Source organism: Bacillus sp. SYZHCR11 (genome assembly GCF_057196865.1).
On record NZ_JBXUND010000005.1, the window covers coordinates 230,144 to 254,643 of the forward strand.

At 48.8% G+C, this 24,500-nt stretch carries 23 protein-coding genes; 17 read left to right on the forward strand and 6 right to left on the reverse strand.

The annotated features are described in order from the left end of the window. The 6 genes from AC2CGA_RS17805 (at position 1) to cyoE (ending at position 8,018) form a co-directional block, all read left to right on the forward strand. Positions 1-1,587, forward strand: coding sequence for an alpha-glucoside-specific PTS transporter subunit IIBC (locus AC2CGA_RS17805; protein WP_015388532.1), 1,587 nt, complete (start codon positions 1-3; stop codon positions 1,585-1,587). Positions 1,588-1,724: 137 nt separating this feature from the next. Next, entirely contained in the window at positions 1,725-3,458 is a 1,734-nt protein-coding gene (locus AC2CGA_RS17810; RefSeq protein WP_139885646.1) for an ABC transporter ATP-binding protein, read from the forward strand. Next, positions 3,439-5,256: an ABC transporter ATP-binding protein gene (locus AC2CGA_RS17815; protein ID WP_139885647.1), complete on the forward strand. Its 1,818-nt coding sequence runs from the start codon at positions 3,439-3,441 to the stop codon at positions 5,254-5,256. The genes AC2CGA_RS17810 and AC2CGA_RS17815 overlap by 20 nt, the downstream gene beginning before the upstream one ends. A 167-nt stretch (positions 5,257-5,423) precedes the next feature. Then, on the forward strand, positions 5,424-5,828 hold the full coding sequence (gene catD / locus AC2CGA_RS17820; protein WP_003155526.1) for a DoxX family oxidoreductase CatD: 405 nt from the start codon (positions 5,424-5,426) through the stop codon (positions 5,826-5,828). 16 nt (positions 5,829-5,844) lie between these two features. Then, positions 5,845-6,702: a catechol 2,3-dioxygenase gene (gene catE / locus AC2CGA_RS17825; protein ID WP_139885648.1), complete on the forward strand. Its 858-nt coding sequence runs from the start codon at positions 5,845-5,847 to the stop codon at positions 6,700-6,702. A 368-nt stretch (positions 6,703-7,070) separates the two neighbouring features. After that, positions 7,071-8,018 carry a heme o synthase gene (cyoE, locus tag AC2CGA_RS17830; protein WP_418134535.1) on the forward strand — a complete coding sequence of 316 codons (948 nt, stop codon included), beginning with the start codon at positions 7,071-7,073 and terminating at the stop codon, positions 8,016-8,018. Positions 8,019-8,055: 37 nt separating this feature from the next. Here cyoE and AC2CGA_RS17835 read toward each other — a convergent pair whose 3' ends face one another. Next, positions 8,056-8,607 carry a PadR family transcriptional regulator gene (locus AC2CGA_RS17835; RefSeq protein WP_014304649.1) on the reverse strand — a complete coding sequence of 184 codons (552 nt, stop codon included), beginning with the start codon at positions 8,605-8,607 and terminating at the stop codon, positions 8,056-8,058. Between the two features lie 233 nt (positions 8,608-8,840). Between AC2CGA_RS17835 and AC2CGA_RS17840 the strand changes: the two genes are divergently transcribed. The 5 genes from AC2CGA_RS17840 (at position 8,841) to bstA (ending at position 14,053) form a co-directional block, all read left to right on the forward strand. Then, positions 8,841-9,443 (forward strand): NAD(P)H-dependent oxidoreductase, encoded by a 603-nt coding sequence (locus AC2CGA_RS17840; protein ID WP_003155520.1) that lies wholly within the window; start codon positions 8,841-8,843, stop codon positions 9,441-9,443. Further along, complete coding sequence (locus AC2CGA_RS17845; protein WP_014304650.1) at positions 9,434-10,522, forward strand: acyltransferase family protein; 1,089 nt, start codon at positions 9,434-9,436, stop codon at positions 10,520-10,522. The genes AC2CGA_RS17840 and AC2CGA_RS17845 overlap by 10 nt, the downstream gene beginning before the upstream one ends. A 256-nt stretch (positions 10,523-10,778) precedes the next feature. Then, entirely contained in the window at positions 10,779-13,190 is a 2,412-nt protein-coding gene (locus AC2CGA_RS17850; protein ID WP_014304651.1) for a PEP/pyruvate-binding domain-containing protein, read from the forward strand. A 22-nt stretch (positions 13,191-13,212) separates the two neighbouring features. Continuing rightward, positions 13,213-13,485 carry a ribonuclease inhibitor Barstar gene (locus AC2CGA_RS17855; RefSeq protein WP_003155515.1) on the forward strand — a complete coding sequence of 91 codons (273 nt, stop codon included), beginning with the start codon at positions 13,213-13,215 and terminating at the stop codon, positions 13,483-13,485. Positions 13,486-13,510: 25 nt separating this feature from the next. Next, entirely contained in the window at positions 13,511-14,053 is a 543-nt protein-coding gene (bstA, locus tag AC2CGA_RS17860; RefSeq protein WP_003155514.1) for a bacillithiol transferase BstA, read from the forward strand. Here the strand turns inward: bstA and AC2CGA_RS17865 are convergent. Both AC2CGA_RS17865 and AC2CGA_RS17870 read right to left on the reverse strand, forming a co-directional pair. Then, entirely contained in the window at positions 14,013-15,605 is a 1,593-nt protein-coding gene (locus tag AC2CGA_RS17865; protein ID WP_015388529.1) for an MFS transporter, read from the reverse strand. The genes bstA and AC2CGA_RS17865 overlap by 41 nt on opposite strands. A gap of 108 nt (positions 15,606-15,713) precedes the next feature. Then, a complete protein-coding gene (locus AC2CGA_RS17870; protein ID WP_003155512.1) occupies positions 15,714-16,196 on the reverse strand; it encodes a MarR family transcriptional regulator in 483 nt (160 codons plus the stop codon). Positions 16,197-16,364: 168 nt separating this feature from the next. On the opposite strand from AC2CGA_RS17870, the gene mprF reads away from it, so the two are divergent. From mprF to AC2CGA_RS17885, 3 genes are all read left to right on the forward strand, one after another. Then, the gene (mprF, locus tag AC2CGA_RS17875; RefSeq protein ID WP_015388528.1) at positions 16,365-18,935 is read left to right on the forward strand and encodes a bifunctional lysylphosphatidylglycerol flippase/synthetase MprF; all 2,571 of its coding nucleotides are present in this window, start codon (positions 16,365-16,367) and stop codon (positions 18,933-18,935) included. 102 nt (positions 18,936-19,037) lie between these two features. Next, positions 19,038-19,922 (forward strand): PhzF family phenazine biosynthesis isomerase, encoded by an 885-nt coding sequence (locus AC2CGA_RS17880; RefSeq protein WP_109567807.1) that lies wholly within the window; start codon positions 19,038-19,040, stop codon positions 19,920-19,922. 76 nt (positions 19,923-19,998) lie between these two features. Then, positions 19,999-20,583, forward strand: coding sequence for a nitroreductase family protein (locus tag AC2CGA_RS17885; protein WP_109567808.1), 585 nt, complete (start codon positions 19,999-20,001; stop codon positions 20,581-20,583). Between the two features lie 38 nt (positions 20,584-20,621). Here AC2CGA_RS17885 and AC2CGA_RS17890 read toward each other — a convergent pair whose 3' ends face one another. The 3 genes from AC2CGA_RS17890 to AC2CGA_RS17900 form a co-directional block, all read right to left on the reverse strand. Next, a complete protein-coding gene (locus AC2CGA_RS17890) occupies positions 20,622-20,813 on the reverse strand; it encodes a YfhD family protein (RefSeq protein WP_003155508.1) in 192 nt (63 codons plus the stop codon). A 70-nt stretch (positions 20,814-20,883) separates the two neighbouring features. Continuing rightward, a complete protein-coding gene (locus AC2CGA_RS17895; protein WP_003155504.1) occupies positions 20,884-20,994 on the reverse strand; it encodes a YfhE family protein in 111 nt (36 codons plus the stop codon). A 57-nt stretch (positions 20,995-21,051) separates the two neighbouring features. Continuing rightward, on the reverse strand, positions 21,052-21,951 hold the full coding sequence (locus tag AC2CGA_RS17900; protein WP_032857468.1) for a TIGR01777 family oxidoreductase: 900 nt from the start codon (positions 21,949-21,951) through the stop codon (positions 21,052-21,054). A 91-nt stretch (positions 21,952-22,042) separates the two neighbouring features. Between AC2CGA_RS17900 and recX the strand changes: the two genes are divergently transcribed. The 3 genes from recX to AC2CGA_RS17915 all read left to right on the forward strand — a co-directional run bounded on the left by recX (position 22,043) and on the right by AC2CGA_RS17915 (position 24,492). Further along, positions 22,043-22,834, forward strand: coding sequence for a recombination regulator RecX (gene recX / locus AC2CGA_RS17905; protein ID WP_003155502.1), 792 nt, complete (start codon positions 22,043-22,045; stop codon positions 22,832-22,834). A gap of 6 nt (positions 22,835-22,840) precedes the next feature. Next, on the forward strand, positions 22,841-23,152 hold the full coding sequence (locus tag AC2CGA_RS17910) for a YfhH family protein (protein ID WP_003155501.1): 312 nt from the start codon (positions 22,841-22,843) through the stop codon (positions 23,150-23,152). A gap of 146 nt (positions 23,153-23,298) precedes the next feature. Then, positions 23,299-24,492, forward strand: a complete 1,194-nt coding sequence (locus tag AC2CGA_RS17915) for an MFS transporter (RefSeq protein WP_025650229.1) — start codon at positions 23,299-23,301, stop codon at positions 24,490-24,492. Positions 24,493-24,500 lie beyond the last annotated feature (8 nt).

Consider the following 24,500-nt stretch of genomic DNA (forward strand, 5'->3'; position numbering starts at 1 on the left):
ATGATGCAAAAAGTCCAGCGCTTCGGCAGCGCTATGTTTGTGCCTGTTTTATTATTTGCATTTTCCGGTATTATTGTCGGTCTGAGCACGCTGTTTAAAAATAAAACGCTGATGGGGCCGCTGGCTGATCCTGACGGGCTTTGGTATCAATGCTGGTACGTCATTGAACAGGGCGGCTGGACCGTCTTTAATCAAATGCCGCTCCTGTTTGCGATCGGCATCCCTGTCGCCTTAGCGAAAAAAGCGCAGGCGCGGGCTTGTTTGGAAGCGCTTACAGTTTATCTGACATTCAATTACTTTATCAATGCGATTCTGACGGTTTGGGGCGGGGCTTTTCATGTCGATATGACTCAGGAAGCCGGCGGAACGAGCGGGCTGACGATGATCGCCGGCATCAAAACGCTTGATACGAATATTATCGGCGCCATCTTTATTTCATCTATTGTCGTGTATTTGCACAATCGTTATTTTGATAAAAAACTGCCGGATTTTCTGGGGATTTTTCAAGGATCTTCCTACATCGTTATCATTTCTTTCTTCATTATGATACCGATTTCACTTGCGGTGGCATACGTATGGCCGATGGTTCAGTCCGGAATCGGATCGCTGCAAAGTTTTCTCGTTTCTTCCGGGGCGATCGGCGTGTGGATTTACACATTCCTGGAGCGGATTTTAATTCCGACCGGCCTGCATCATTTTATTTACTCGCCGTTTATTTACGGTCCGGCTGTGGCTGAAGGCGGTATCGTCACCTATTGGGCCCAGCATCTCGGGGAATACTCTCAAAGCGTCAAACCGCTGAAAGAATTGTTCCCGCAGGGGGGCTTCGCGCTTCACGGCAACTCGAAAATCTTCGGCATTCCGGGAATCGCGCTCGCTTTTTACGCCACGGCTTCAAAGGAAAAGAAAAAAATCGTCGCCGGCCTTTTGATCCCGGTCACCTTGACGTCCATTGTAGCGGGGATTACAGAGCCGATTGAATTTACATTCCTTTTTATCTCGCCGTTTTTATTTGCGGTTCATGCTTTGCTTGCCGCTTCCATGGCAACCGTCATGTATATGGCAGGCGTCGTCGGAAATATGGGAGGCGGTTTGATCGAAGCTGCGACCTTGAACTGGATCCCGCTGGCGTCAAGCCACGGTTTGACGTATGTATACCAGATCATCATCGGGCTGTGTTTTACCGCTGTTTACTTTTTCGTCTTCCGTTTCCTCATTCTCAAATTCAACATCGCCACACCGGGCAGAGAAAAAGAGGAAGGGCAGGAAACAAAGCTCTATTCGAAAAAGGAGTACAGAGAACGGAAGCAGGCTTCAAAAGAAACGGCTGCGGCAGACGAAACACAGCGGGATACAGCCGCTTTGTATATTGAAGCGCTGGGCGGAAAGGACAATATTACGGAGGTCACCAATTGCGCCACCCGTCTCCGCGTCACTGTCGCTGATGAATCAAAGGTCAAAAGTGACGCCGATTTCAGAGAGCTGGGAGCCCACGGCGTCGTCAGAAAAGGCAGGGCGCTTCAGGTCATTGTCGGATTAGGCGTTCCGCAAATGCGGGAGCGCATTGAACAGCAATTGGATCAATAAGGTCAAAACCTTCCCCTCCCCGGGAAGGTTTTATCTTTTTCGCAGATTATTGAAAAAACGGCACACCAAATTTCTTTATTCATTTGCCGGAAAGGCATAAAATAATAATATTGAACAAAGGATTTGGAGGCTTACACATGTCAAAGGCTTTATCATATGTAAAACCGTATTCCCTTTTGGCGGGAATCGCTCTGTTTTTCATGCTCATCGAGCTTGCGGTAGAGCTGATACAGCCCCTGCTGATCGGGAAAATCATTGACGAAGGAATTTTAAAGCAGGATCTCGGTACGGTTTGGCTGTGGGGCGGGGTGATGATCGGACTGACCGCTGTTTCATTCGCATCGGGAATTTTAAATTCATTCTACTCCGCCCACATCAGCCAGAGCTATGCGTATGATACGCGAAAAGGGCTTTTTCAAAAAATTCAATCCTTCTCTTATTCGACGTTTGCGCAATTCTCATCTACGTCGTTTATCACCAGGCTGACAAACGATGTGACGCAGGTCCAGAATATGCTTTTCATGAGTCTCCGGTTTATGCTCAGGGCGCCGTTAATGATTGCGGGGGGCATTATTCTCTCGCTGACCGTCAATGCGAAACTCGGGTTTTTTCTGCTGATCACGGTGCCGGTTTTGCTTTTGTTTTTGCTGTGGGTGCTGAAAAGAGGCGGCGCGCTGTTTCGGTCCGTGCAAAAGCGGCTTGATCAGGTCAACACGATCATGCAGGAAAACCTGACGGCGATCAAACTGATTAAAGCGCTCCTCCGTGCAAACCACGAAGTGAAACGTTTTTTGAAATCGAATACGAAGCTGATGGAAAAAACGGTTTCCGCTTTTCGTCTCGTGGAAGCGGCGATGCCGATTTTAATGCTGCTGATGAACAGCTGCATTTTGTTTATCTTATGGTTCGGCGCCAAAAGCATTGCTCAGGGCGGAGCGCAGGTCGGCGATGTCGTTTCCGTCATTAACTATGCGACGCGGATTACAGGCGCGCTGTCCGTCCTGCCATTTCTCATTATGGTATTTTCCCGGGCGAAGGCTTCCGGGGAAAGAATCGTCGAGGTGCTGGAAACAGAAGGCGGCGAGGGAACGGGGCACGACCCGGCGCGGGCGCTAGCAGGCCGGATTGAGTTTCGCGAAGTGTCCTTCCGCTATCCGGACATGGAAAAAGACGCGCTGCATCACGTGTCCTTTTCAGCCAGCCCGAAAGAAACGGTTGCCATTATGGGCGCGACAGGTTCAGGGAAATCAACGCTTTTTCAGCTGATTCCGCGCCTGTACACGGCTGATTCAGGCAGTATTTTCATAGACGGCAAACCGATCGGTGAATTCTCCGCTTGCGGGCTGCGCAGGGAAATCGGCTATGTGCCGCAGGAAGTGCTTCTGTTTTCGGGCACAATCCGTGAAAATATCGCCTGGGGACGGGAGGATGCTTCACTAGATGAAGTAATGGAAGCGGCCAAAGACGCGCAAATCCATGACACGATTATGAAGCTGTCAAACGGGTACGACACGGTGCTGGGACAGCGGGGCGTCAATTTATCAGGCGGGCAGAAGCAGCGGATTTCCATCGCGCGCGCTTTTATCAGAAAGCCGTCCCTCCTGCTGTTAGATGACAGTACGAGCGCCCTCGATCTTCAAACGGAAGCGAAGCTTTTACAAGCGATCAGATCCTATGCATGCACGACACTGATTATTACGCAGAAAATAACAACCGCGATGAAGGCTGACACCATCTTATTGCTTGAAGACGGCGAATTGCTGGCAAAAGGCACGCACAAAGAGCTGATGGCACAGTCTCATCTGTACCGGCAGATTTATGAATCACAATTCGGAAAGGAGGGAGCTGACAGTGGAGAAAGACATTCGTAAACCTTTCCGATATCCGAAAATACCGCTCAAATCAAATGAAGGCGGCAGAAAACGCGCGAAAGCAAAAGATACAAAAGGCACGCTGCGCAGAATCTGGTCGTATGTAGCCGAGAAAAAAGGGCTTTTAACCCTTGTGATCATCATGGTAGTCATAAGCGCCATATTCGGCCTGCTCGGACCGTTCGTCATCGGGAAAGCAATTGATCATTTTATCGTCGGACGGACGACGGACGGATTGGCGGGTGTACTGTTCATACTGTTTGGGATTTACCTCGTGCAATCATTGTCCTTATGGTTTCAAAACTATTGGATGATCAATATCTCGCAAAGCACCGTGTTTAAAATGCGGAGCGAGCTGTTCACCCATCTGCATGAGCTGCCGATACCGTTTTTTGATAAACAGCGCCTCGGCGATTTGATGAGCCGGATTACCAATGATATCGAAAATGTCAGCTCCACTTTAAATACATCCGTCATTCAAGTGCTGTCGAGCGTCATTACATTCGTCGGCACAATCGCCGTCATGCTGTACATGAGCCCGCTTTTAACATTGATCACGCTTTTGATTATTCCGATCATGCTTTTGAGCATTAAATGGATCACCAACCGGACGGGACTCCTGTTTAAGCAGCAGCAGAAAAACCTCGGCGAGCTGAACGGTTTTATTGAAGAGTCGATATCAGGAGCGAAGGTCATTAAAGCCTATTCGAGGGAAGACCGCGTCATGGAGCAATTTTTAGAAAAAAACGCGGCGTTACAATCATCAGGGTTTTGGGCGCAGACAATTTCGGGATTCATTCCGAAAGTCATGAACTCTTTAAACAATTTAAGCTTTACGATTATAGCGGCGGTCGGCGGGCTGTTTGCGCTGAAGGGGTGGATTTCGATCGGTTCCATCGTCGTATTCGCAGAATACTCGCGGCAGTTCACGCGCCCTTTAAATGATTTGGCGAACCAGTTCAATACGATGTTATCGGCCATCGCCGGGGCTGAGCGGGTGTTTGACGTGCTGGATGAAAAAGAGGAGCGGGAAGATGAAGAGCATGCGACGCACCAGCCGATCAAAACGGGAGAGATTGAATTCCGAGATGTCTCCTTCGGCTATCAGGAAGACAGCCTGATCTTAAAACATCTGTCCTTCAGCGTTCCGAAAGGACAGTCAATCGCCTTCGTCGGACCGACCGGAGCGGGTAAAACAACCGTTACGAGCCTGATCGCCCGTTTTTACGAGCCCAATAACGGAAAAATCCTCATTGACGGAACGGACATCAAAAAACTGACGAGGTCCAGTCTGAGAAAAAATATGGGGTTTGTCCTGCAGGATTCCTTTCTCTTTCAGGGCACCATCAGGGAAAATATCCGTTACGGCCGTCTGGATGCATCTGATCAAGAGGTGGAGGCAGCCGCAAAAGCCGCCAATGCCCACGGATTCATCGAACGGCTCCCGAAAGGCTACGATACCGTCCTTACCCAAAACGGCGCGGGCATCAGCCAAGGACAAAAACAGCTTATTTCCATCGCGAGAGCTGTGCTGGCGGACCCGGTGCTGCTCATTTTGGATGAAGCGACGAGCAACATTGATACGGTGACGGAAGTGAAAATACAAGAAGCGCTCGGCCGTTTAATGGCGGGCAGAACAAGCGTCATCATCGCTCACAGGCTGAACACGATTCAAAAAGCCGATCAGATTCTTGTGCTGAAAGACGGCGAAATGGCTGAAAAAGGAACCCATGCCGAACTTCTCAGCCAGAACGGGTTTTACCGGGAATTATATGAGAGCCAGTTCCGGGAATCATAGGTAGGGAAAAAGACCTCCGACAGAGTGCGGAGGTCTTTTTTTTGCGAAGACAAATAGTACTTTTAAGTTATTTTCGTTAAATGTAACAAAATTACTTGACGTAAATAAGTTATGTATATATACTAGCTTACATAAAGTAAGTGATAATAATTTTCAAGGAGGATTTTATGAATAAATCATTCGAAACAGGAACACTGCTTTTAAGGGTTGTAACAGGTATTATCTTTTTTGTTCACGGTTTATCCAAGTTTCAAGGGTTGGAAGGAACTACGCAATTTTTCCAGAGCATCGGGCTTCCGGCCTTTATGGTCTACGTCATCGCGACGATTGAGCTTGTCGGCGGGGTTCTGATCTTTTTCGGTTTGGCGACGCGCATTATCGGCGTTCTGTTTGCCGTCACATTAGTCGGCGCCATCTTCACGGCGAAGCTTTCCTCACCATTTATGGGCGGATCGGAATTTGATTTCATCTTACTGGTTGCGTCAATTCACTTAGCGCTTTCAGGAAGCCGTCTGCTTTCATTGGATCAGCTCCTTTTCAAATCAAAAAAGGGAGAAACTTTTTCAGCATAAGAAAGAAGGCGTTCAAATGACCGGCATTCATCAAGATACAGCAATCGGTTATGTCAAATTGACCATTAAAAATATGGAACGCTCGCTCGGCTTTTACCAAAATGTCATCGGCCTTCAAGTCATCTCGCAGACAGATCGTTCTGCAGAACTGTCAGCAGACGGAAAACGCGTCCTGCTGGTGCTTGAAGAAAATCCGAGCGCCATCGTTCTCCCGGAGCGGTCTGTCACCGGCCTTTACCATTTCGCGATACTTCTGCCTGACCGGAAAGAACTCGGCATCGCATTGGCCAGGCTGATTGAAAACGGCATCGCGCTCGGTCAGGGGGATCACGCGGTCAGTGAGGCTCTTTACTTGTCTGATCCGGACGGCAACGGCATTGAAATATACGCCGATCGTCCCCGCAGCACGTGGCAGCGCGATGCAGAGGGCAATTATGTCATGCAAACGGCGCCCGTCGATGTGGACGGGCTTTTGGAAGAAGCCGGAGCTGAACAGAAAAGCCGTCTCCCGGAAGGAACCGTTATCGGCCACATCCATCTTCATGTGACGGATTTACAGGAAGCCAAAGCGTTTTACACCGATATCCTCGGTTTTGACATTGTCGGCAATTACGCGGGCATGTCCGCTCTGTTTGTTTCGGCGGGAGGGTATCACCATCACATCGGTCTGAATATATGGGCCGGAAAACATGCGCCGCCGAAACCGGGAAATGCAAGCGGGCTGGATTATTACACCATCGCGCTGCCGCATCAAAAAGAGCTGTCACGTGTGACAAAAGCGCTGACCGATGCCGGCTTTGAGATCGAAGAAAGAGAAGAGGGCGTATTCGTCAAAGACCCTGTATCAGGGGCGGATATCGCATTTACACTGTAAGAAACAACCCTTGCCGTCTAACCGGCAAGGGTTTTTATTTTTCTAAAGGCTCGGGAAAGAAGAACGTCGATTTGCAATATACACCCGGCTTTTGTGTGACTGAAGAGAGCGAACATCTCAGTGAGGCGCAAACATGACGCGTGGAGCCCGCCATCGCCGGCCCGAACTCAGGGCATCCGCTGGATTGAAAAAGGTGTCCGTTCGGCGGATCAGGGAGCTGTATGGGCAGACTTTGAATAGAAAAAGGGAAGAGCCGCATCCGGTCACATTTTCATATACAATTTACAATTGTGTGAAAAATGCCCAAAATAAATTGTGCTTCCTGATTCTTCCTGATATGATAAGCCGAAAAAGGAGAACCTCCACAAATGAATTCAAATGCAGCACAGACGGAACAGTCTATGAAGCATAACGGAAACCGGATGACGGTCAAGGACTTTATCATTCTTGCCAAACCGGGGATTATCATCTCAAATTCACTCGCCGCATTGGGCGGATTTTGGATCGCGTGGCTTCAGTCGGAAAGGACGGGCGGAGGGCCCGGTATATTTGCCGCCATGGGGGCTGCCATGATCGGAACGGCGTTAGTCATGGCGTCAAGCACTGTTTTTAATAACTTCTTTGACCGCGGCATGGACGCAAAGATGGCGCGAACCCGCACCCGCGCCAGCGTCACGGGAAAAATACCGCCGACGGTCATGATCCTGTACGGCACATGTCTCGGCGCATGCGGATTCATCATGCTTGCTTCGCTTAATGTACTGACCGCCGTTCTTGGCCTGCTTGCATTTTTGCTGTATGCCGTCGTTTATACGCTTTGGTTTAAAAGACAATCCGTCTGGAGCACATTTGTCGGCAGCTTTCCGGGGGCGGCTCCGCCTTTAATCGGTTATTGCGCGCTGGCCGGGTACATTGATATGCCCGCGATTTTGTTATACGCGATTATGTTTTTGTGGCAGCCGCCGCATTTCTGGGCGATCGGAATCAGGCGAAAGGAAGAGTATCGTGCCGCCGGCATTCCGCTTTTGCCGATCATAAAAGGCAATCGCGTCACAAAAATAAAAATGCTGCGCTATATCGCCGTTTTGACTGCGGTTTCGCTGCTCGTTCCTCTTTATATAGACGTCAGCCCGTTTTATACCGCGTCCGCTCTCCTGCTCGGGGCCATCTGGCTGTACCGGAGCGTCAAAGGCTTTCAGGCGGCGGATGACACGCAATGGTCGAAGGGGATGTTTTTTTATTCGATTGTTTATTTCAGTCTGCTTTTTCTTATTTTAATGGCTGATTCGTTTATCAATGTGATTCTCAGAACGTAAACAGGCGGCCTGCAGATACAGAGCCGCCCCGTTTTGTTTATGCTTTTTTGATGAGAGCCAAAATATCTTCAAGCCAGGAAATATAATTCCGTTCCCGCTCAAGCGCTTTTGTCAGCACGAGATAATGGCCGAAATCAGGAGAAGAAAATGAATCCGCCTCCGCGGACGATGTCATCAGTTCTTGATAACTGTTTTCCAGATCGGACAATTTCTCCTGCCGCTTTACGAGCTGATCGGTGAATAGCTCATCCGCTTCTTCCTGCGTCAAAGCTGAGATGAAATAAGCCTTCAGCATAAATTCATCCTTCACCGTTTCCGGAATCGGGTCTTTTTTCGTCAGCCAGGCAGCAAGCTCCAGCTCTCCCTTGTCAGTCAGCGTGTACATTTTTTTCTCAAGCTTCGTTCCTTGAATCGCAGTGCGAAACGTAATAAATCCCTCAGCCGTCAGTTTTTTTAATTCCGGATAAATCTGGCTGTGCTTTGCGCTCCAAAACTGGCCGAGCTCTTCCTTAAAATAGCTCGATATATCATATCCGCTCAATTCGCCTTTTCGCAAAAGCCCTAAAATCGCGTACTTTAAAATTCTCATGTTGTCCTCCAAGCCCATTCATTTGACAGCTAGTATACCATACGGCCGCTCAAAAACGCAGAAGCGCCGGATGCTTGTCATTGAATCCGCGGCGCCAAAATCAGCAAAAATATGCAGCAAGGGGTTATCGAAACGGCAGCAGAACTGGAAAAAGCCTTTATCGTGTCTATGCCTCATTCGTATGACATCATGATATAATCATTGTAAAAATTAATAAATACTGGGAGGGACATATGAAGACGGTGATTGTGTATGCAAACCCGGATGAGAACAGTTTCAATGCGGCTCTCGTAAAATACGTCGCCATGGCTTTAAAGGACAGCGGCCAAAGCTATACGGTCATTGACTTATACGCCGATCAATTTGATCCCGTGCTGAAGTACGGCGGCGAAAAAAAGCGCTCTGACATGAACCGGGACGCTGAAACGAAGAAATACCGGAAACTGATGAAAGAAGCGGATCATCTCATTTTCATCTACCCGCTGTGGTGGGGAGGCGTTCCGGCGATTATGAAAGGCTTTTTTGACAGAGTGCTTGTCGCCGGAGAAGCCTACACATATGAAAACGGCCGCGTAAAAGGACTGCTACGGGCAGAGACGGCACAGGTCTTTTATACGGCGGACTCCCCGGGCTGGTACTTAAAGTGGTTCCGGAAAAACTCGGACTGGATTACGCTGAAAAAAAGCATTCTGCAATTTTGCGGCATTCAAAAAGCCGAGCGGAACCTTTTTTCTGTCGTCAGAACGAGCACCCCCGAACTGCGGGAAAAATGGCTGCGCCAAGCATACGCCAAAGTCCGGCGCGCTTGTGAAAAAGGAGCGGCCGCATGCAGATAAAAGAAATTTTCGTGATTCGCTGCCTGTCCTGTTTAAGTGTCGTTCTGCTTCACGCAGTTTCAATGGTGCTGATGATTCAGGAAGAGTCCTTAGCCAGTGCCGCCCATACGGTTGATGCATTTCGGACCCTGTTGATGTTCAGCACGCCGGCGTTTATCTTTATTTCGGAATTTCTGCTTGCCAGGTCATACCCGAAAGGCGTTCCAGCGGGTTTTTTAAAGAAAAGGGGCAAAGTCATTTTCGTGCCGTTTCTGTTTATTGCCGCGGTGGATGCCATTTTAATGAAAAGCGTGGCGGAAGAAGGAGCCGGATTCGTTTCAGTGATCGGTAAATTTTTAGAAAATGTGTTTTTAGGAAACTTCATCGGCTACTTCATTCTTGTGATCTTTCAATTTTACATTCTCCATATGCTGCTGCACCGCTGGCTGAACAACACATCCCCCGTGGGGGTGCTGTCTGTTTCGTTTATCATCAACGCCGTCTATCTGGCTTACTTTTCCATCTTTCATCCGCCGGCATCATCGGGGCTTGATTCTATTTTTCCGTTCTTTTGGGTTCCGTTTCCGGGCTGGGTATTTTATTTCTGTCTGGCATTTTATTGCGGAAAGGAATATCCGCGTTTTTTATCGCTCATCAATCAGTACCGTTATGCGGTTTACTTCAGTGCGGCCGTATCGGCAATATTGATTGTGGCCGTTTCATATATCAGCGGCGGCTCCATTTCCTCTAAGCGTCCGGATATTATGATTTACGCGGTCAGTATGATCTTTCTGTGTTTTCATCTGTTTTCAAAGCTCAAAAAAGTGCCCGCGATTGTGATGATGATCAGCAACTATTCGTTTTCAATCTATCTGCTGCACTCCTACTTTTTAATCAGCGGATATCTTCTGGAAGGCTATTTGCGGTCAATGCCTTTAGCGGCTGCCATCCTTCTTTTATTTTTGATCTGCACGCTCGGTCCCATTTTCGTATCGTGGGGGTGCAACCATTTCAGATACGGATACCTGTTTGTCGGGAAAGTGTATCAGCCGAAGCAGACCAAAAGAAATACGGCGGCGCATCAAGGCCGCACAGTCTGAAAAAAAGGCGGCGCTTCGGCCGCCTTTTTGATACGGGTCCGCTTTATCCGGCACGAGGACGGATAGTTGTACATCCTGCATACAAAGCCCCCGCCTGCGGCTGTTTTGACGGATGCATTTATGACAAAATAACGCCACCGATTTTCTCCCTTGTGAAGACCGATATATTGTATACTTATAGGAAATACTTTCAAAAAAAGTGAAAAAGAGAAAAACTGTGAGCTTGGATGAACGACTAAAAAGGAGCGGGGACATTATGAATGACTGTGTCAAAACATTCGGAGAACTTCCGGCCGAACTTTATTCCTTTGCGGGAGGAAAAGGAAGCATTCTCTCTAAAATGTATCAAAGCGGGTATCCTGTGCCTGAAGGGTTTGTGATTTTGCCGTCAGCCTTTCAGGACGGACAGCTCCGCCATCAGGCGAGAGAGGCTGTTGATCAATATGTGAATTCCATCCGCAGCCGCCATGCATCTGCGTTGTTTGCCGTACGCTCATCCGCGCTGAGCGAGGATTCCGCTCAGGCTTCCTTTGCCGGAGAATTCGATACGGTGTTGAATGTCAGAACAGATCAAGACATGTCCAGGGCGATTGATGAAGTCCGCCGGTCGGTACAGTCAGAAAGAGTAAAAGCGTACAGCGCCGTTCAGGGAATGGAAGATGAGCATGAAATCGCAATCGTCATCCAGCTGATGATACCGTCTGAGATATCCGGAGTGCTGTTTACCGCAGATCCGATTACGGGGAGCAGGCGGGAGATGACAGGCAATTACGTCTACGGTCTCGGGGAGCAGCTCGTTTCCGGGGAAGCCGATGCCTATTCTTTTAAACTGGCACGGCCCAAGAAAAAATATGACGGCCCCGGGGAATTTCGCAAATATGCGTCAAAGCTCTATAAACTGGCGAAAAAGCTGGAAAAAGATCTTGGAGGGCCGCAGGATATTGAATGGGCCGCCGCGGGCGGGACATTGTATATTCTTCAATCCCGCCCGATTACGACCTTACAAGCCGGAAATCTGGAAACCTATGAATGGAACGATTCTTTCAGCGGTGATTTTTTATGGACAAACACAAATATAGGAGAAGCGATTCCCGATGTGATGACGCCGCTGACATGGTCGCTCCTCCGGAATCTGGATGAAGAGTCGGGCATCATTCCGGGCTATTATGTCTGGTCCGGCAATATTTGCGGCAGAGCCTATAACAATATGAGCCAGCCTCTTTCCGTTCTCGCCGCTTTCGGTCTGAATCCGAAAGGCGGAAAAATTGGAAAAATGATGAGCGATACATTGGGAGAAATCCCGGCGGAAATGAAGATACCTTTATATCCGTTCTCAAAGTATGAACTTTTGAAGATCATCCCGAAAAAACTGAAACCGTATCTGTCGAAAATGAAGCAAGCGAAAAAAAACATGTCCTCCTACTTGGACGAATCACCGGAGTGGTGCCGGAATATTGAGGAAAAGCTGAAACGCGCCGAAACGGAGCAGGCATTATTAGCGATATGGAACGATGAGATCTATCCGTATTTATGCAACGCGTGGTTTGCGTTAATATCCGGCGGGCGTGATTCTGCGCAATCCTCTTCGTCGTTAACCTCTCAATTAACAAAACTCGCAGGCATAGAAGATGCGAATCTCCTGCTTTCCAATCTGAGGGGAAAAGGCGGACTGGCCAGCCTGGAGCCGATTATCGGCATTGATCAAGTCATGAAAGGCCGTATGAGCGAGGAAGAATATCTCAGGAACCAAGGCCACCGTGGCCCGCATGAATACGAACTTTCCATACCGCATCCGGGAGAAAACCGGGATTGGCTGACGAAGCAGATCAAAGAACACAAGGAGTCGGGTATTGATGCCGAACAACTGCTTTTGAAACAGCAGCGGGCGCATGAACAGGCCTTCCGAAGATTTGAAAAAAAGTTTCCTCATAAGGTCAAATGGCTCAAAGCCAAAATGGAAAAAGCGTCAGAATACGCGAATATTAGAGAAACAACCAGATCCGAATTTGTCAGAGTGTACCGGACAGCCAGAGCATTCGCGCTCAGAGCGGCGGAAATGACCGGCATGAAGGACGATATTTTCTTCCTGTATCTGCATGAAATAACCGATCTGCTCGCGGGGAAAGAGCCGGCGGTTGCGTCGATTCAAGCGAGAAAGCAAAACTATGAAACCTATAAAAAACTGCCGCCGTTTCCATCCGTTATTAACGGAAGATTCAATCCGTTTAAATGGGCTGAGGATCCTGACAGAAGAGCGGATTATTACGATGCTTTTATGCCTGCGGAAACGGATGATGCGCATACTTTAAAAGGTTTCGCGGGAGCGGCCGGGAGAGTGGAGGGCATTGTCCGTGTCCTTGATGCTCCGGAAGACGGTGATTCTTTTGCGGCGGGGGAAATTTTAGTGACGTCGACAACCAATGTAGGCTGGACCCCGCTTTTTCCAAGAGCGGCTGCCATCATAACGGACGTCGGCGCCCCTTTGTCCCACGCGGCGATCGTCGCCCGGGAACTGGGAATTCCTGCCGTTGTCGGGTGCGGAAATGCAACGTCAAAACTGAAAACGGGGGATAGGGTGGCCGTTGACGGCGGGCAAGGCATCGTCCAGCTGGAACCGCGGCAGACTCCGGTCACTTCTGAAGAGGAAAATGGTAAACTGATAGAATAGAATCATGAGAAAGGAGCCGCGCATGAATAAAGCAGTTATTAACGGGGAGCAAATCAGAAGTATGAGCGACCTGCACCAGACATTGAAAAAGGAACTTGCCCTTCCTGAGTACTACGGTGAAAACCTTGACGCTTTATGGGACTGTCTGACCGGATGGGTGGAGTACCCCCTTGTTTTAGAATGGAGACAGTTTGAACAAAGCAAGCAGCTTACAGAAAATGGCGCCGAGAGTGTGCTTGAGGTCTTTCGTGAAGCGAAAGCGGAAGGCTGCGACATCACCATCATACTTTCATAATACGAGCAGCGGGAGAGAGACAAAAATGGAAAAACAAACCCTCAGCCATCCGATCGGAGAGTATCAGCCGGCTGAATCGATTTCGGCCGGACAGAAACAAGAATGGATTAATGCGCTGGAACACGCTCCGGCTAAACTGAACCAAGCTGTCAGAGCGATGTCGGCCAGTCAGCTTGATACGCCGTACCGCGAAGGGGGATGGACTGTCCGCCAAGTGGTTCACCATCTGGCGGACAGCCACATGAACGGCTATACCCGGTTTAAATTGAGCTTAACGGAGAATGAACCGGAAATCCGTCCTTATGATGAAAAAGGCTGGGCCGCTCTTCATGATTCCAAAACAGCCGCTTGCGGGGATGCGCTTGAGCTGTTAACGATCCTGCACAGAAGATGGGCCGCTCTTTTGCGCTCCATGACGGAAGCCCAATTCAAACGGACATACTTCCATCCTGTATCTAAAGAGACGGTTACGCTGGAACAGGCGCTCGGGCTATATGTCTGGCACTCTGAACATCACATCGCCCATATTACTGAGCTTTCCCGGCGGATGGGCTGGCATCTGTCTTAGAGGATGCCGGCTTCCGGAAAAACGCCAAAACAGCCGCAGATACAATCGTGCATAATGAAATGACGGCGGCTGCCGTATAAAGATGGTGGTAGCCGCTGGAAATGCCCGCTTCAATCGCATCAGAAACCGCTTTTTTGACGGCGGGAACGGGGATTCGGCTTACCTGCTCCTGCAACGAAGAAAGTCCGCCGCCGATATCGGGCGTTTGCGCCTGATCAGCGGGAATGCCGCTTTTCGTTAAGCGGTTTTTAATGTCCTCTCCGATCCGGTCAAAGCCCGCTGTAATGAAGCCGGCATATAAAGCCGGAGCGAGCGTCAGCCCGACCTGCCTTACGAGTGACAGCGTGCCGAGCGCTGTTCCTTTGTTTTGGCCCGCCGTTTCTGATACAAGCACATTCAGCGGAGCCCCGAGCAGAAATCCGAAACCGATCCCCGCAATGACACTCGCCGTGACAAATTCCCATTTATCCGTCACCCATAACGGAAACAGGCTGAAGCCCGCAAAGGCGATGGCGCCTGATACAACCGCGGAGAAGACCGGTCCTTTTTTATCCGTGACCGCCCCGCCGAGCCACGCTCCGATGCCTGACGCCAACGCAAGCGGCGTCATCCAATAACCCGCTTTCTCCGCCGATACGTGCAAATATTGCTCCGCATAAGAAGGAATAAAAATGACCGCAGCGAGCAGCCCTCCCGATAAAAATCCGATGACAAGCGTCCATTGAAACACTTTATTTTGCAGCAGCGAGTAGGCGAGAATCGGATCGCCCCCCCGGTTTTCAACCCGCTTTTCGACCTTAAGCAGCACCAGAAAGAGAAGTGCCGCTCCCAAAAGATACCCGTACACCTTTACGTCCATTATGCTTTCTGACAGCTTCGCCCCATCGAGATTCGTGATACCGATCATACAAGATAAGATCGCAAGAGACAGCAGCATTGTGCCGGCGAGATCAAGCCGTTTCGCCTCAGGCTCTTTCGTTTCAGCGATAAACAAACCGCCGCACACAACCAAAGCGGCGGCAATCGGCAGGTTAATCAAGAACAGCCAATGCCACGATCCGGTTACATCAAGCAAAAAGCTCCCGATATTCGGTCCGAGGACGGCCGCCATACCGTTCATCGCCCCTAAAAGCCCGAGAGCTTTCCCCTGTTTCTCCTTCGGAAGCACGGCCAGCACATGCGAACTCCCGATTATAAAAATTCCGCCGCCGCCAAGCGCCTGAATGAGCCGTGCCGCCAAAAACATCGGGAAGCTCTGACTGAGTGCGACAAGCAAAGAGCCGAGTCCGAACAGGCCGACTTCCATCATAAACAGTTTTTTCCGCCCGTATCGGTCCGACAGCTTGCCGACAATCGGCACACTGACACTGAGTCCCAGTGTGTAAAGGGTCACTCCCCATGATCCCCATGAAGGAGAAACATCAAAAGAGCTGTTAATCGTCGTCAGAGCAGCGGAAATAATTCCGTTGTCCAGCGCCGCCATGAACACACCGATCGTAAAAAGAGTGATGGCCCGGCTCTGGTTTTTTTCTGTTTGCAATGGATCCGGCATACTGATCAATCCTTCCGTTTTTAATTCACTTCGAATATATTATTCACTTAGAGTGAATTAAATGTCAAACAAAAAAAGGCCGCCGATACCGGCAGGCCTTTTTCATCTCTATGCCTGTTTGGAAGAATCAAGGGCTCTTGCCAAGATGGCAAGTCCTTGATTGACCGTTTGTTTTTCTTCAGCGGTCAGCGTTTCCAATGAACGCTTCAATTTTACATGTCCTTTTTGATAAAGGCTGCGGAAAATATCTTTCGCGTTTTCCGTTAATTGAACGACGACTGAACGGCGGTCTTCTTCTGACGGAGCGCGTGTAATGAAACATGATTTTTCTAAACGGTCAAGGAGCCCCGTCGTATTTGAAAGAGAAGCGCCCATTTTCTCCGCTATGTCACTCACCTTAAGCGTCCCGTGGTTGTTCAGAAGCATCAGCACCTTCATTTGCGGCATGCTCATATCAAGCTTCATCCACTCCGACACATCGCCGAGTCCCGCCGAGGTCATCACTTTCATGTACAGCACCCAAATATCCCGTTCCTCAGGAGAAAAAATATCGCCGCCTAATACCGTTGTATCATGCAGATTATAATCCATCGTCTCACTTCCTCATTCATACTCCTGCATACCATATTACTGATTTTAATCAGAGAAAGAAAGTTGCAGACGAGTTTTGTTTGAATGTGAGGTGGTAGTGTATAATATGTTGGAGATTATTGGGGGAATTATAATAAATAAGCTATTTTATGATGATTGGAGAGAACATTGCTGACTAAAAAGAATGCCTTATCGATATTAAAAGTATTATTTCCTATTGCAGTTTTGCTTTTAGTCATTTATCAGTCCAAAAAGGAATTGACAGACCTTTCTTTTAAACGAACGCTGTATATTATTAACGGGATTGAGCGTTACGATTTATTTATTCTCGTTCTGCTCGGTCTCCTTGCCGTCAGCGCGATGTCCTTTTATGACTTTGTGCTGAAACGGACGCTTCGCCTCAACATTCCGAATTGGAAAGTATTCAGGGTCTCCTTTATCGCCAATTCCTTTAACAATGTCCTTGGATTCGGCGGTCTGGCGGGCGTCGGGCTGCGGACGATGCTTTACAAAGAGCATACGAATGACGTAAAACGCCTTGTCGCAGGCATCGCCTGGCTTACGTCCTCAGCGCTGCTCGGGCTGTCCGTCTTCAGTATCCTGACCATTGCCCGCATTCTGCCGGTCGGTGAGATTACAGGTGAGAAACCGTGGCTATGGGCTGTAATCGCCGGAGTGGCGCTTATTGTGCCGGCAGCCTTAATCGCCGCTTGGATCAACAATAAAAAAGCTCGCGCAGAAGATGGTGAAGCAAAACCGAGGCATCCGGTTTTTTCTTACATCGGGGCATCGTTTGCCGAATGGTTTGCGGCGGCTGTCGTCATGTATTATTCCCTGTATGTCATGGGGATTCACGCGGATGTCCGCCATGTATTCGGTGTATTTGCCATTGCCGCTATCGGGGGAATCATCAGCCTTGTGCCGGGAGGATTCGGTTCGTTTGACCTTCTGTTTCTGCTCGGCATGCAGAATATGGGCTTTCCGCAGGAGGCGGTTGTGACATCCATCGTCATCTACCGGATTGTGTATTCATTTATTCCGTTTGTGTTCGGGCTGTTCTTTGCGGCCGGCGATTTAACGGAAAATACGCTTAAACGGCTGGAATCAAATCCGAAGATGGCGCCCGCCGTGGAAACGACGAACGTGCTTCTCGTATTCCAGCGCGCCATCTTAATCAGAGTGCTTTACGGTTCGCTGTCGCTTTTGGTTTTCATGGCGGGAGTCGTTGTGCTGGCGTCCGTTGCCCTGCCGATTGACAGGGAGACGGTCATCCCGCATATTCCGCGCCCGGCGCTCCTTGCGTTTAACGCGTTATCGTTAAGCGCGGCTTTGATTCTTTTAATCTTGCCGATTGAATTATACAAACGGACGAAACGTTCTTATTCAATGGCGGTTGCCGCGCTGGTCGGCGGTTTTGTGTTCAGTTTTTTAAAAGGATTGAACATCAGCGCGATCTTTATTCTGCCTGTCGTCATCGTATTGCTGGTGCTGTTAAAGCGGCAGTTTATCAGAGAGCAGGCATCGTATACGCTCGGCCAGATGATTTTTGCGGCCGCTCTGTTTATTATCGCCTTGTTTAACTACAATCTCATTGCCGGCTTTATCTGGGATAAAATGAATCGGCTGCTGCGCCACGATTATTTCGTTCATAACAATTCGCACATTACATATGCCACGATGACGGCCATTATTGTTGTGCCGCTGTTTTTCCTGTTGTTTACGGTCTTTTATCATAAAAGATCGAAGCCGATCGGAGAAAAGGCCGACCCTGAACGGCTGAAGTCCTTTTTGGCGGAAGAAGGCGGAAACGCCCTCAGCCATCTCGGCTTTCTCGGGGATAAGCGGTTTTATTTCTCAAGCGACGGCAAAGCGCTTTTATTGTTCGGCCAGATTTCCAGAAGGCTTGTCGTGCTCGGTGATCCGTCAGGACAGAGAGACTCTTTTCCGCTTGTGATTGAGGAATTTCTGAATGAAGCGCATAAGCAGGGGCTGAGTGTCATGTTTTATCAGATCGAACGTGAAGATCTGGCGCTGTACCATGACTTCGGCTATAACTTCTTCAAGCTCGGAGAAGAGGCGTTCGTGGATATGGAAGCATTTACGCTGTCAGGTAAGAAAAAAGCGGGGCTGCGGGCGATTAACAACAAATTTGACCGCGAAGGCTACACATTTCATGTCGGGGAACCGCCGTTTTCCTCCGAGTTTATCGCCAAGCTGAAAGACATATCGGACGAATGGCTCGGACCGAAAAAAGAGAAAGGTTTTTCTCTCGGTTTCTTCGACCGGGATTATCTGGAACAGGCGCCGATTGCTTACGTGAAAGACGCGGAAGGGGAGATCATCGCTTTTGCCAACCTGATGCCGATGTATCAGGAAGGCGAGATATCAGTCGACTTGATGCGTTATCGGAAAAGTGCGCCGAACGGTATTATGGACGCGCTTTTCATCCGTCTGTTTCTCTGGGCGCAGGAAAAAGGCTATACCACCTTTAATATGGGCATGGCGCCTTTGTCAAACGTAGGAACGGCTTTTACATCTTTCTGGTCGGAAAGAATCGCGGCCGTCATTTTCAACAACGTCCGGTATATGTACAGCTTCAGCGGGCTGCGGGCCTTTAAAGAAAAATACAAACCGGAGTGGCGCGGGAAATACTTGGCGTACCGTAAAAACAGATCGCTGTCCGTCACGATGATTCTCGTCACCCGCCTGATCGGAAAAACCAAAAAAAGACGCCGTTAAAAGGCGTCTTTTTTTTTTTTTTTTTGAAGAATTAACCAAAAATTCTAAATTTACTCTGTTATACTGAATAACATGATCATAAGGTGAAAGGAAGGCTGATGAATGAAACAGGCAACCGTGTTTAAATATGAAGCGTTTACCGATATTCCTGTTTTGGGAAATCCCGCGGGAATCGTCTTTAACGGAGATGATTATTCAGATGAAGAGATGCAGATGATCGCCGAAATGGCAGGGTACAATGAAACCTCATTTCTCTGCAAAAGCGGAGAAGCCGATCTGCGCATCCGCTATTTTACACCCGGCCACGAAATGAATTTATGCGGACATGCTACCGTCGCCTCTCTTTACGCATTAATTGAAAAGGGAAGGCTTCAGGCTGATCAGACATATCAAATTGAGACAAAAGCCGGTATTCTTCCCGCAAAAGCCGCTGAACGAAACGGCCGGGTATACATCACGCTCGAACAGGCACCCCCGCAATTTCTGCCGTTTACGGGAGACAAAGAAAAGCTTGCGGCCTCGCTCGGGATTACGGCTGAGGATTTTCACAGCGAGCTGCCGATTGTTTACGGATCAACGGGGATCTGGACACTGATTGTTCCGCTGAGATCACTTCAAGCATCACGGAATATGGTGCCGGACAACGCACAATTCCCCGCTGTTTTGCGCGATCTTCCGAAAGCGAGCGTTCATCCGTTTTCTCTGGAAACCGTTCATCCGGAAAGTGATCTGCACGGACGCCATTTTTCTTCCCCTTTCTCCGGAACGACCGAAGATCCCGTCACGGGAACCGCTTCAGGCGTTATGGCGGCCTATATGCGGGAATACGGAGGCTCTGAAGCCGAATGCCTCACGATTGAACAAGGCCAGGAAATCGGGAAAGACGGAAAAGTGGAAATCAGGATTACAGAAGATAACGAAAAGATGAAAATCGAGATGACGGGAACGGCCGTGTATGCCGAATCAATCAATTTTCAGCTTCCGTAACGGTTTACAAAAGACGGTCGTATCCGTTATATTATAAATGATAATCATTTTCAATTGAATAGGAAGGTGAATCGGCATGCCGAAAACCGAACAACTACATCAAAACGAAAGTCTTGCACATACAATCAGAAACAGAAGATCCATCCGGTCGTTTAAACCGGAAACCGTACCTTCTGAAGTTATATTAGATATGCTTGAAACGGCCGTTTACGCGCCGAACCACAGACTGACGGAGCCATGGCGTTTTATCTACGCAGCAAGCGAAGCGGGAAAAGCGAAGCTTGCGGACAGCTACGTCTCATTTTTCAAAAAAATAAAAGATGATTTCAACGAGGAAAAAGAGCGGAACATGAGAAAAAACCTCAGCGCCGTTCCGGGATTTTTGCTTGTCGTCTTAAAAGAAGATGAAAATGAATTTACGAGAAACGATGATTTCGCGGCGCTGAGCGGCATGATTCAAAACCTTCAGCTGCTCGCACATGAAAACGGCATCGGCATGGTCTGGAAAAGCGGCCGCATCATGTATGACAAACAGGTGCACCAAGACTTCGGTCTGGCAGACAATGAGCGCTTCGCCGCCATCATTCAAACGGGCTATCCGGATGAACAGCCTAAGGCGAAAGAACGGACGCCGGCAAAAAGCCTGTTTACCGAGTTGTAAAAAAATCCCCGTCTCTATACAGAGGCGGGGATTTCGTATTAGCGGGTTTTGCTTTTAGCTCTGTTGTCAGCGGCTTTCATCCGCGCCTGCGCTTCGCGGTCAGCGGAATCAGCAAGCTCGCTTGAATATTCCTCGTACGTGCCGTCTGTTTCGCGTTTCAAAGCATCCGGAACTTGAGGAAGTTTTTGTTTGTTTTTATCACGGTTTTTGTGAGTATGATTTCTGCCCATATCAATCGCCCCCTGAAAAAAGTGATATCAAACAAACATAGTATCTGCCCGGTCCCGATATTTATTCAGTTTATTTCCGTTTGGCTGCTCTTTCCGCTTTTTTGAATTCACCGGAATAAAGGACTTCCTGCATTTTTTTCAGATTGGCTCCCTGCTGATGTTTTTCGCGCTTCTTTTCCATAAAAGAAGACCCTCCTTCAAAACAGAATACCAATAGGATTGGCTTTTATTTCCGTTTTTATGCAGATAAGATATCCTTTAAAGCCAACTCAAGTTCTTCATACGTAAATTGAAAACCGGATGTCAGCGCCTGCTTAGGCAGGGCGCGCTGGCCTTTTACGATCAGCAGGCTCATTTCTCCCAAGGCCTTCTCCAGAAAAAATTCCGGTACGGGAATCCAATGGGGGCGGTGCAGAACGCTTGCGATCGTCTTTCCGAATTGCTTCATTTCTACGGGATTCGGCGATGTTACATTCATGGGACCGGACAAGTCATCATGCTCCGCCGCAAAAGCAATAAGTTCCGCGGCGTCATCGACATGAACCCATGACAGCCACTGCCGTCCAGAGCCGACGGTGCCGCCCGCTAACAGCTTATAAGGGAGAACCATGAGCGGCAGGGCGCCTTTTTCACCGAGCATCACGCCGAATCTGGCATATACCGTCCGGATGCCGAGCGCTTCAATTTTCTGGCCTTCACGCTCCCACATATGAGCCGTATGACTGAGAAAGTCTTCATTTGACGTATCGGACTGCTCAGTGAACGTTTTCTCTGTGCTTGTGCCGTAAATGCCGACTGCGCTTGCCTGAATCAAAGCCCGGGGTTTTTTCGGCTGCTGCTTCATAATCCGTCTGACTTCTCTCGTCGCTTCTATTCTGCTTGAAATGATTTGTTCCTTCGTTGTGTCCGTCCAGCGGTCAAAGATGGATTTGCCGGCGAGGTTCACCCATACATCAATAGGGGGAAGCTCGCGCTCAGGCGCCGCGTTTTCGGCCAGCCATTGAACATATGTCACATTTTTTTGTTCGGTTTCTCTCTGTTTTCTTGATAAAATATAGACATGATGTCCCCGGCGGGTAAACACACCTGTCAGATGCCGGCCCAGAAAACCAGTGCCGCCTGTCATCGCGATATTCATATCCATCTCTCCTTACACGTTTATACATATACTGTACCTCATTTGCCAAAAAGAAAAACGCCTGAACATCGGGGCGGGAAAGGAGACCGGGATGCCGTTTATTACAAAAATATCGACCCAAAAGAAAAATACCGAGCGCTTCAACATCTTTCTTGATGAGAAATATGCATTCAGCGTCGATGCCGACGTGCTTGTGCGTTTTGACCTGAAAAAAGGGAAAGAACTGGACGAGCTTGACATTCTTGAAATCCAGCACGGTGATGACGTGAAAAAAGCCTTTAACCGCGCCGTAGAATTTTTATCATATCGGATGCGGTCTGAAAAAGAAGTCCGGGATCACCTGAAGAAAAAAGAAACACCGGACATGGTCATTTCTGAAGTCATCCATAAACTGTACGATTACCGCTACTTAAATGACAAAGAATTTGCCGAAGCCTATGCGAGCACCCACAAAAAAACAAACGGCAAAGGCCCTGACGTCCTGTTCCGCGAGCTGAAAGCGAAAGGAATAGACGACGATACCATCAAGGAGACGCTCAGCGCGTTTACATTTGATGAGCAGATACAAGAAGCGCTGAAACATATCGGCAAAATCCTCAAAAAAGACAAAAAGCTGTCCACAAAAGAGATCAGACAGCGGGCGCAGATGCAGCTTCAGCGAAAAGGTTTCCCTTTCGACGTCATCAATGCCGCTCTGGAGCAGACGGAGTATGAAAATGATGATGAAGCCGAGATGGAAGCTCTGAAGGCTCATGCGGAAAAAGCGATCAGGAAATACCGCTATGACGGCAGCTATGAAAGCGGAATGAAGGTCAAACAGTACTTATTCAGAAAAGGATTCTCGATTGACGATATTGATCAATTCTTGCAGGAAGAGGAGTAAACTGAAATGGACAAACGATACAGTCAAATGACGCCTCATGAACTACAGACAGAAATTGCGGGACTGACGGAAAAAGCGCGTAAAGCGGAACAGATGGGCATTGTAAATGAACTGGCCGTGCTTGAACGGAAAATTACGATGGCCAAAGCTTACATGCTGAACCCGGAAGACTTTCGGCCCGGCGGGGTGTATCAGATAGAAGGTTCTGATGACACTTTCCGCATTGATTACATCAACGGCGTATTCGCCTGGGGACACAGATCTTCTCCGTCTGACGGGGAAGAAGCACTGCCGATTTCCGTTTTAAAAGAAAAATAATAACAAAAGAGGCCGGTTCCGGCCTCTTTTTCTTTTCGGGCACATTCGTTTCAACCTTTCAGTAAAAAATGATTGAATTCATTTTTGATATCTTTTAAGATGGAATTCGTTGTTTTTTAATAAAAAGGAGGCGATTTGCGTTGAATATCAAAATGAAACAGCCATCTGTGAAATTAATGATTTTTGTTTTAATGATTTGCACATTTTCCATCGGGTATACGGAATATGCTGTTATGGGTATTCTGACGTCGATTGCCGATGACTTTCATATACATGTATCTTCAGCGGGCATGCTTGTTACGGCGTACGCGGCAAGCGTCTGCCTGACGGGCCCGATCGTAACTATTATCGCGGTTAAGCTGCCGAGAAAGCCGGTGCTGCTAGGGTTGATGGGCATCTTCGTGCTTGCCAACCTGATGAGCGTCTTTGCGCCGAACTTCGCCGTGCTGGCGATTTCCAGAATTTTATCCGCATCCATTCACGGAGCTTTTTTTGCGATCGCCATGGTGTTTGCGAGTGAAATGGTGCCGCCTGAAAAACGTTCCGCCGCCGCGGCTTCCATGAACGGCGGATTAACCGTGGCGCTGATGCTCGGCGTTCCGTTCGGCTCTTATTTAGGGGATGCCCTTAACTGGCGGGCCGTCTTTTTCATTATTTCTGTTTTAGGCCTGATCGGGCTGATCGGACTGATGCTGGTCGTACCGAACCGAAAACCGAAAGTGATTCCGATGCTGATGAATGAATGGAGTGTCTTTAAGCATAAACAAGTGATTTTTTCCTTTGCGATCACCATTCTCGGCTACTCAGGCGTCTTTATCGCTTACACGTTTATTGAGCCGATTTTAAGAGATTCAGCGGGGTTCGGCACAGTCGGCATTACAGGCGCATTATTTGCCTACGGTCTCGGCGGAGTGGCGGGGAATTTCTTCGCGGGGAAAGTGCCGCTCAAACTGCTGACGCGCACGATGATCGGTGTGATGATCGGCCTGATCGGCGTCTTGGCGATTTTTCCTTATATCGCTGTTTTTCCCGCCGCAGCCGTTTCAGCGACATTTTTGTTCGGCGCATGTGCGTTCGGCACGCCGCCGCTTTTGCAGACCAAGGTTATTTCTTCCTCTGAAAACGGCACGACAATAGCCGCTGCGGTGAGCGTTTCCGCCTTTAACCTGGCAAACGCGCTCGGCGCCTGGATCGGCGGTTTGATTCTCGGGGGAACGGGATCTTACTCATGGCTGTTTGCCGGCGGTGCGCTGATGACGGCTCTCGGCCTTGTGCTTTCCACGTTCGCTCATCTGTCTGAGAAGAAAGATGTTTATGAATACCAAGTGCATAAAGGATAACAAAAAGC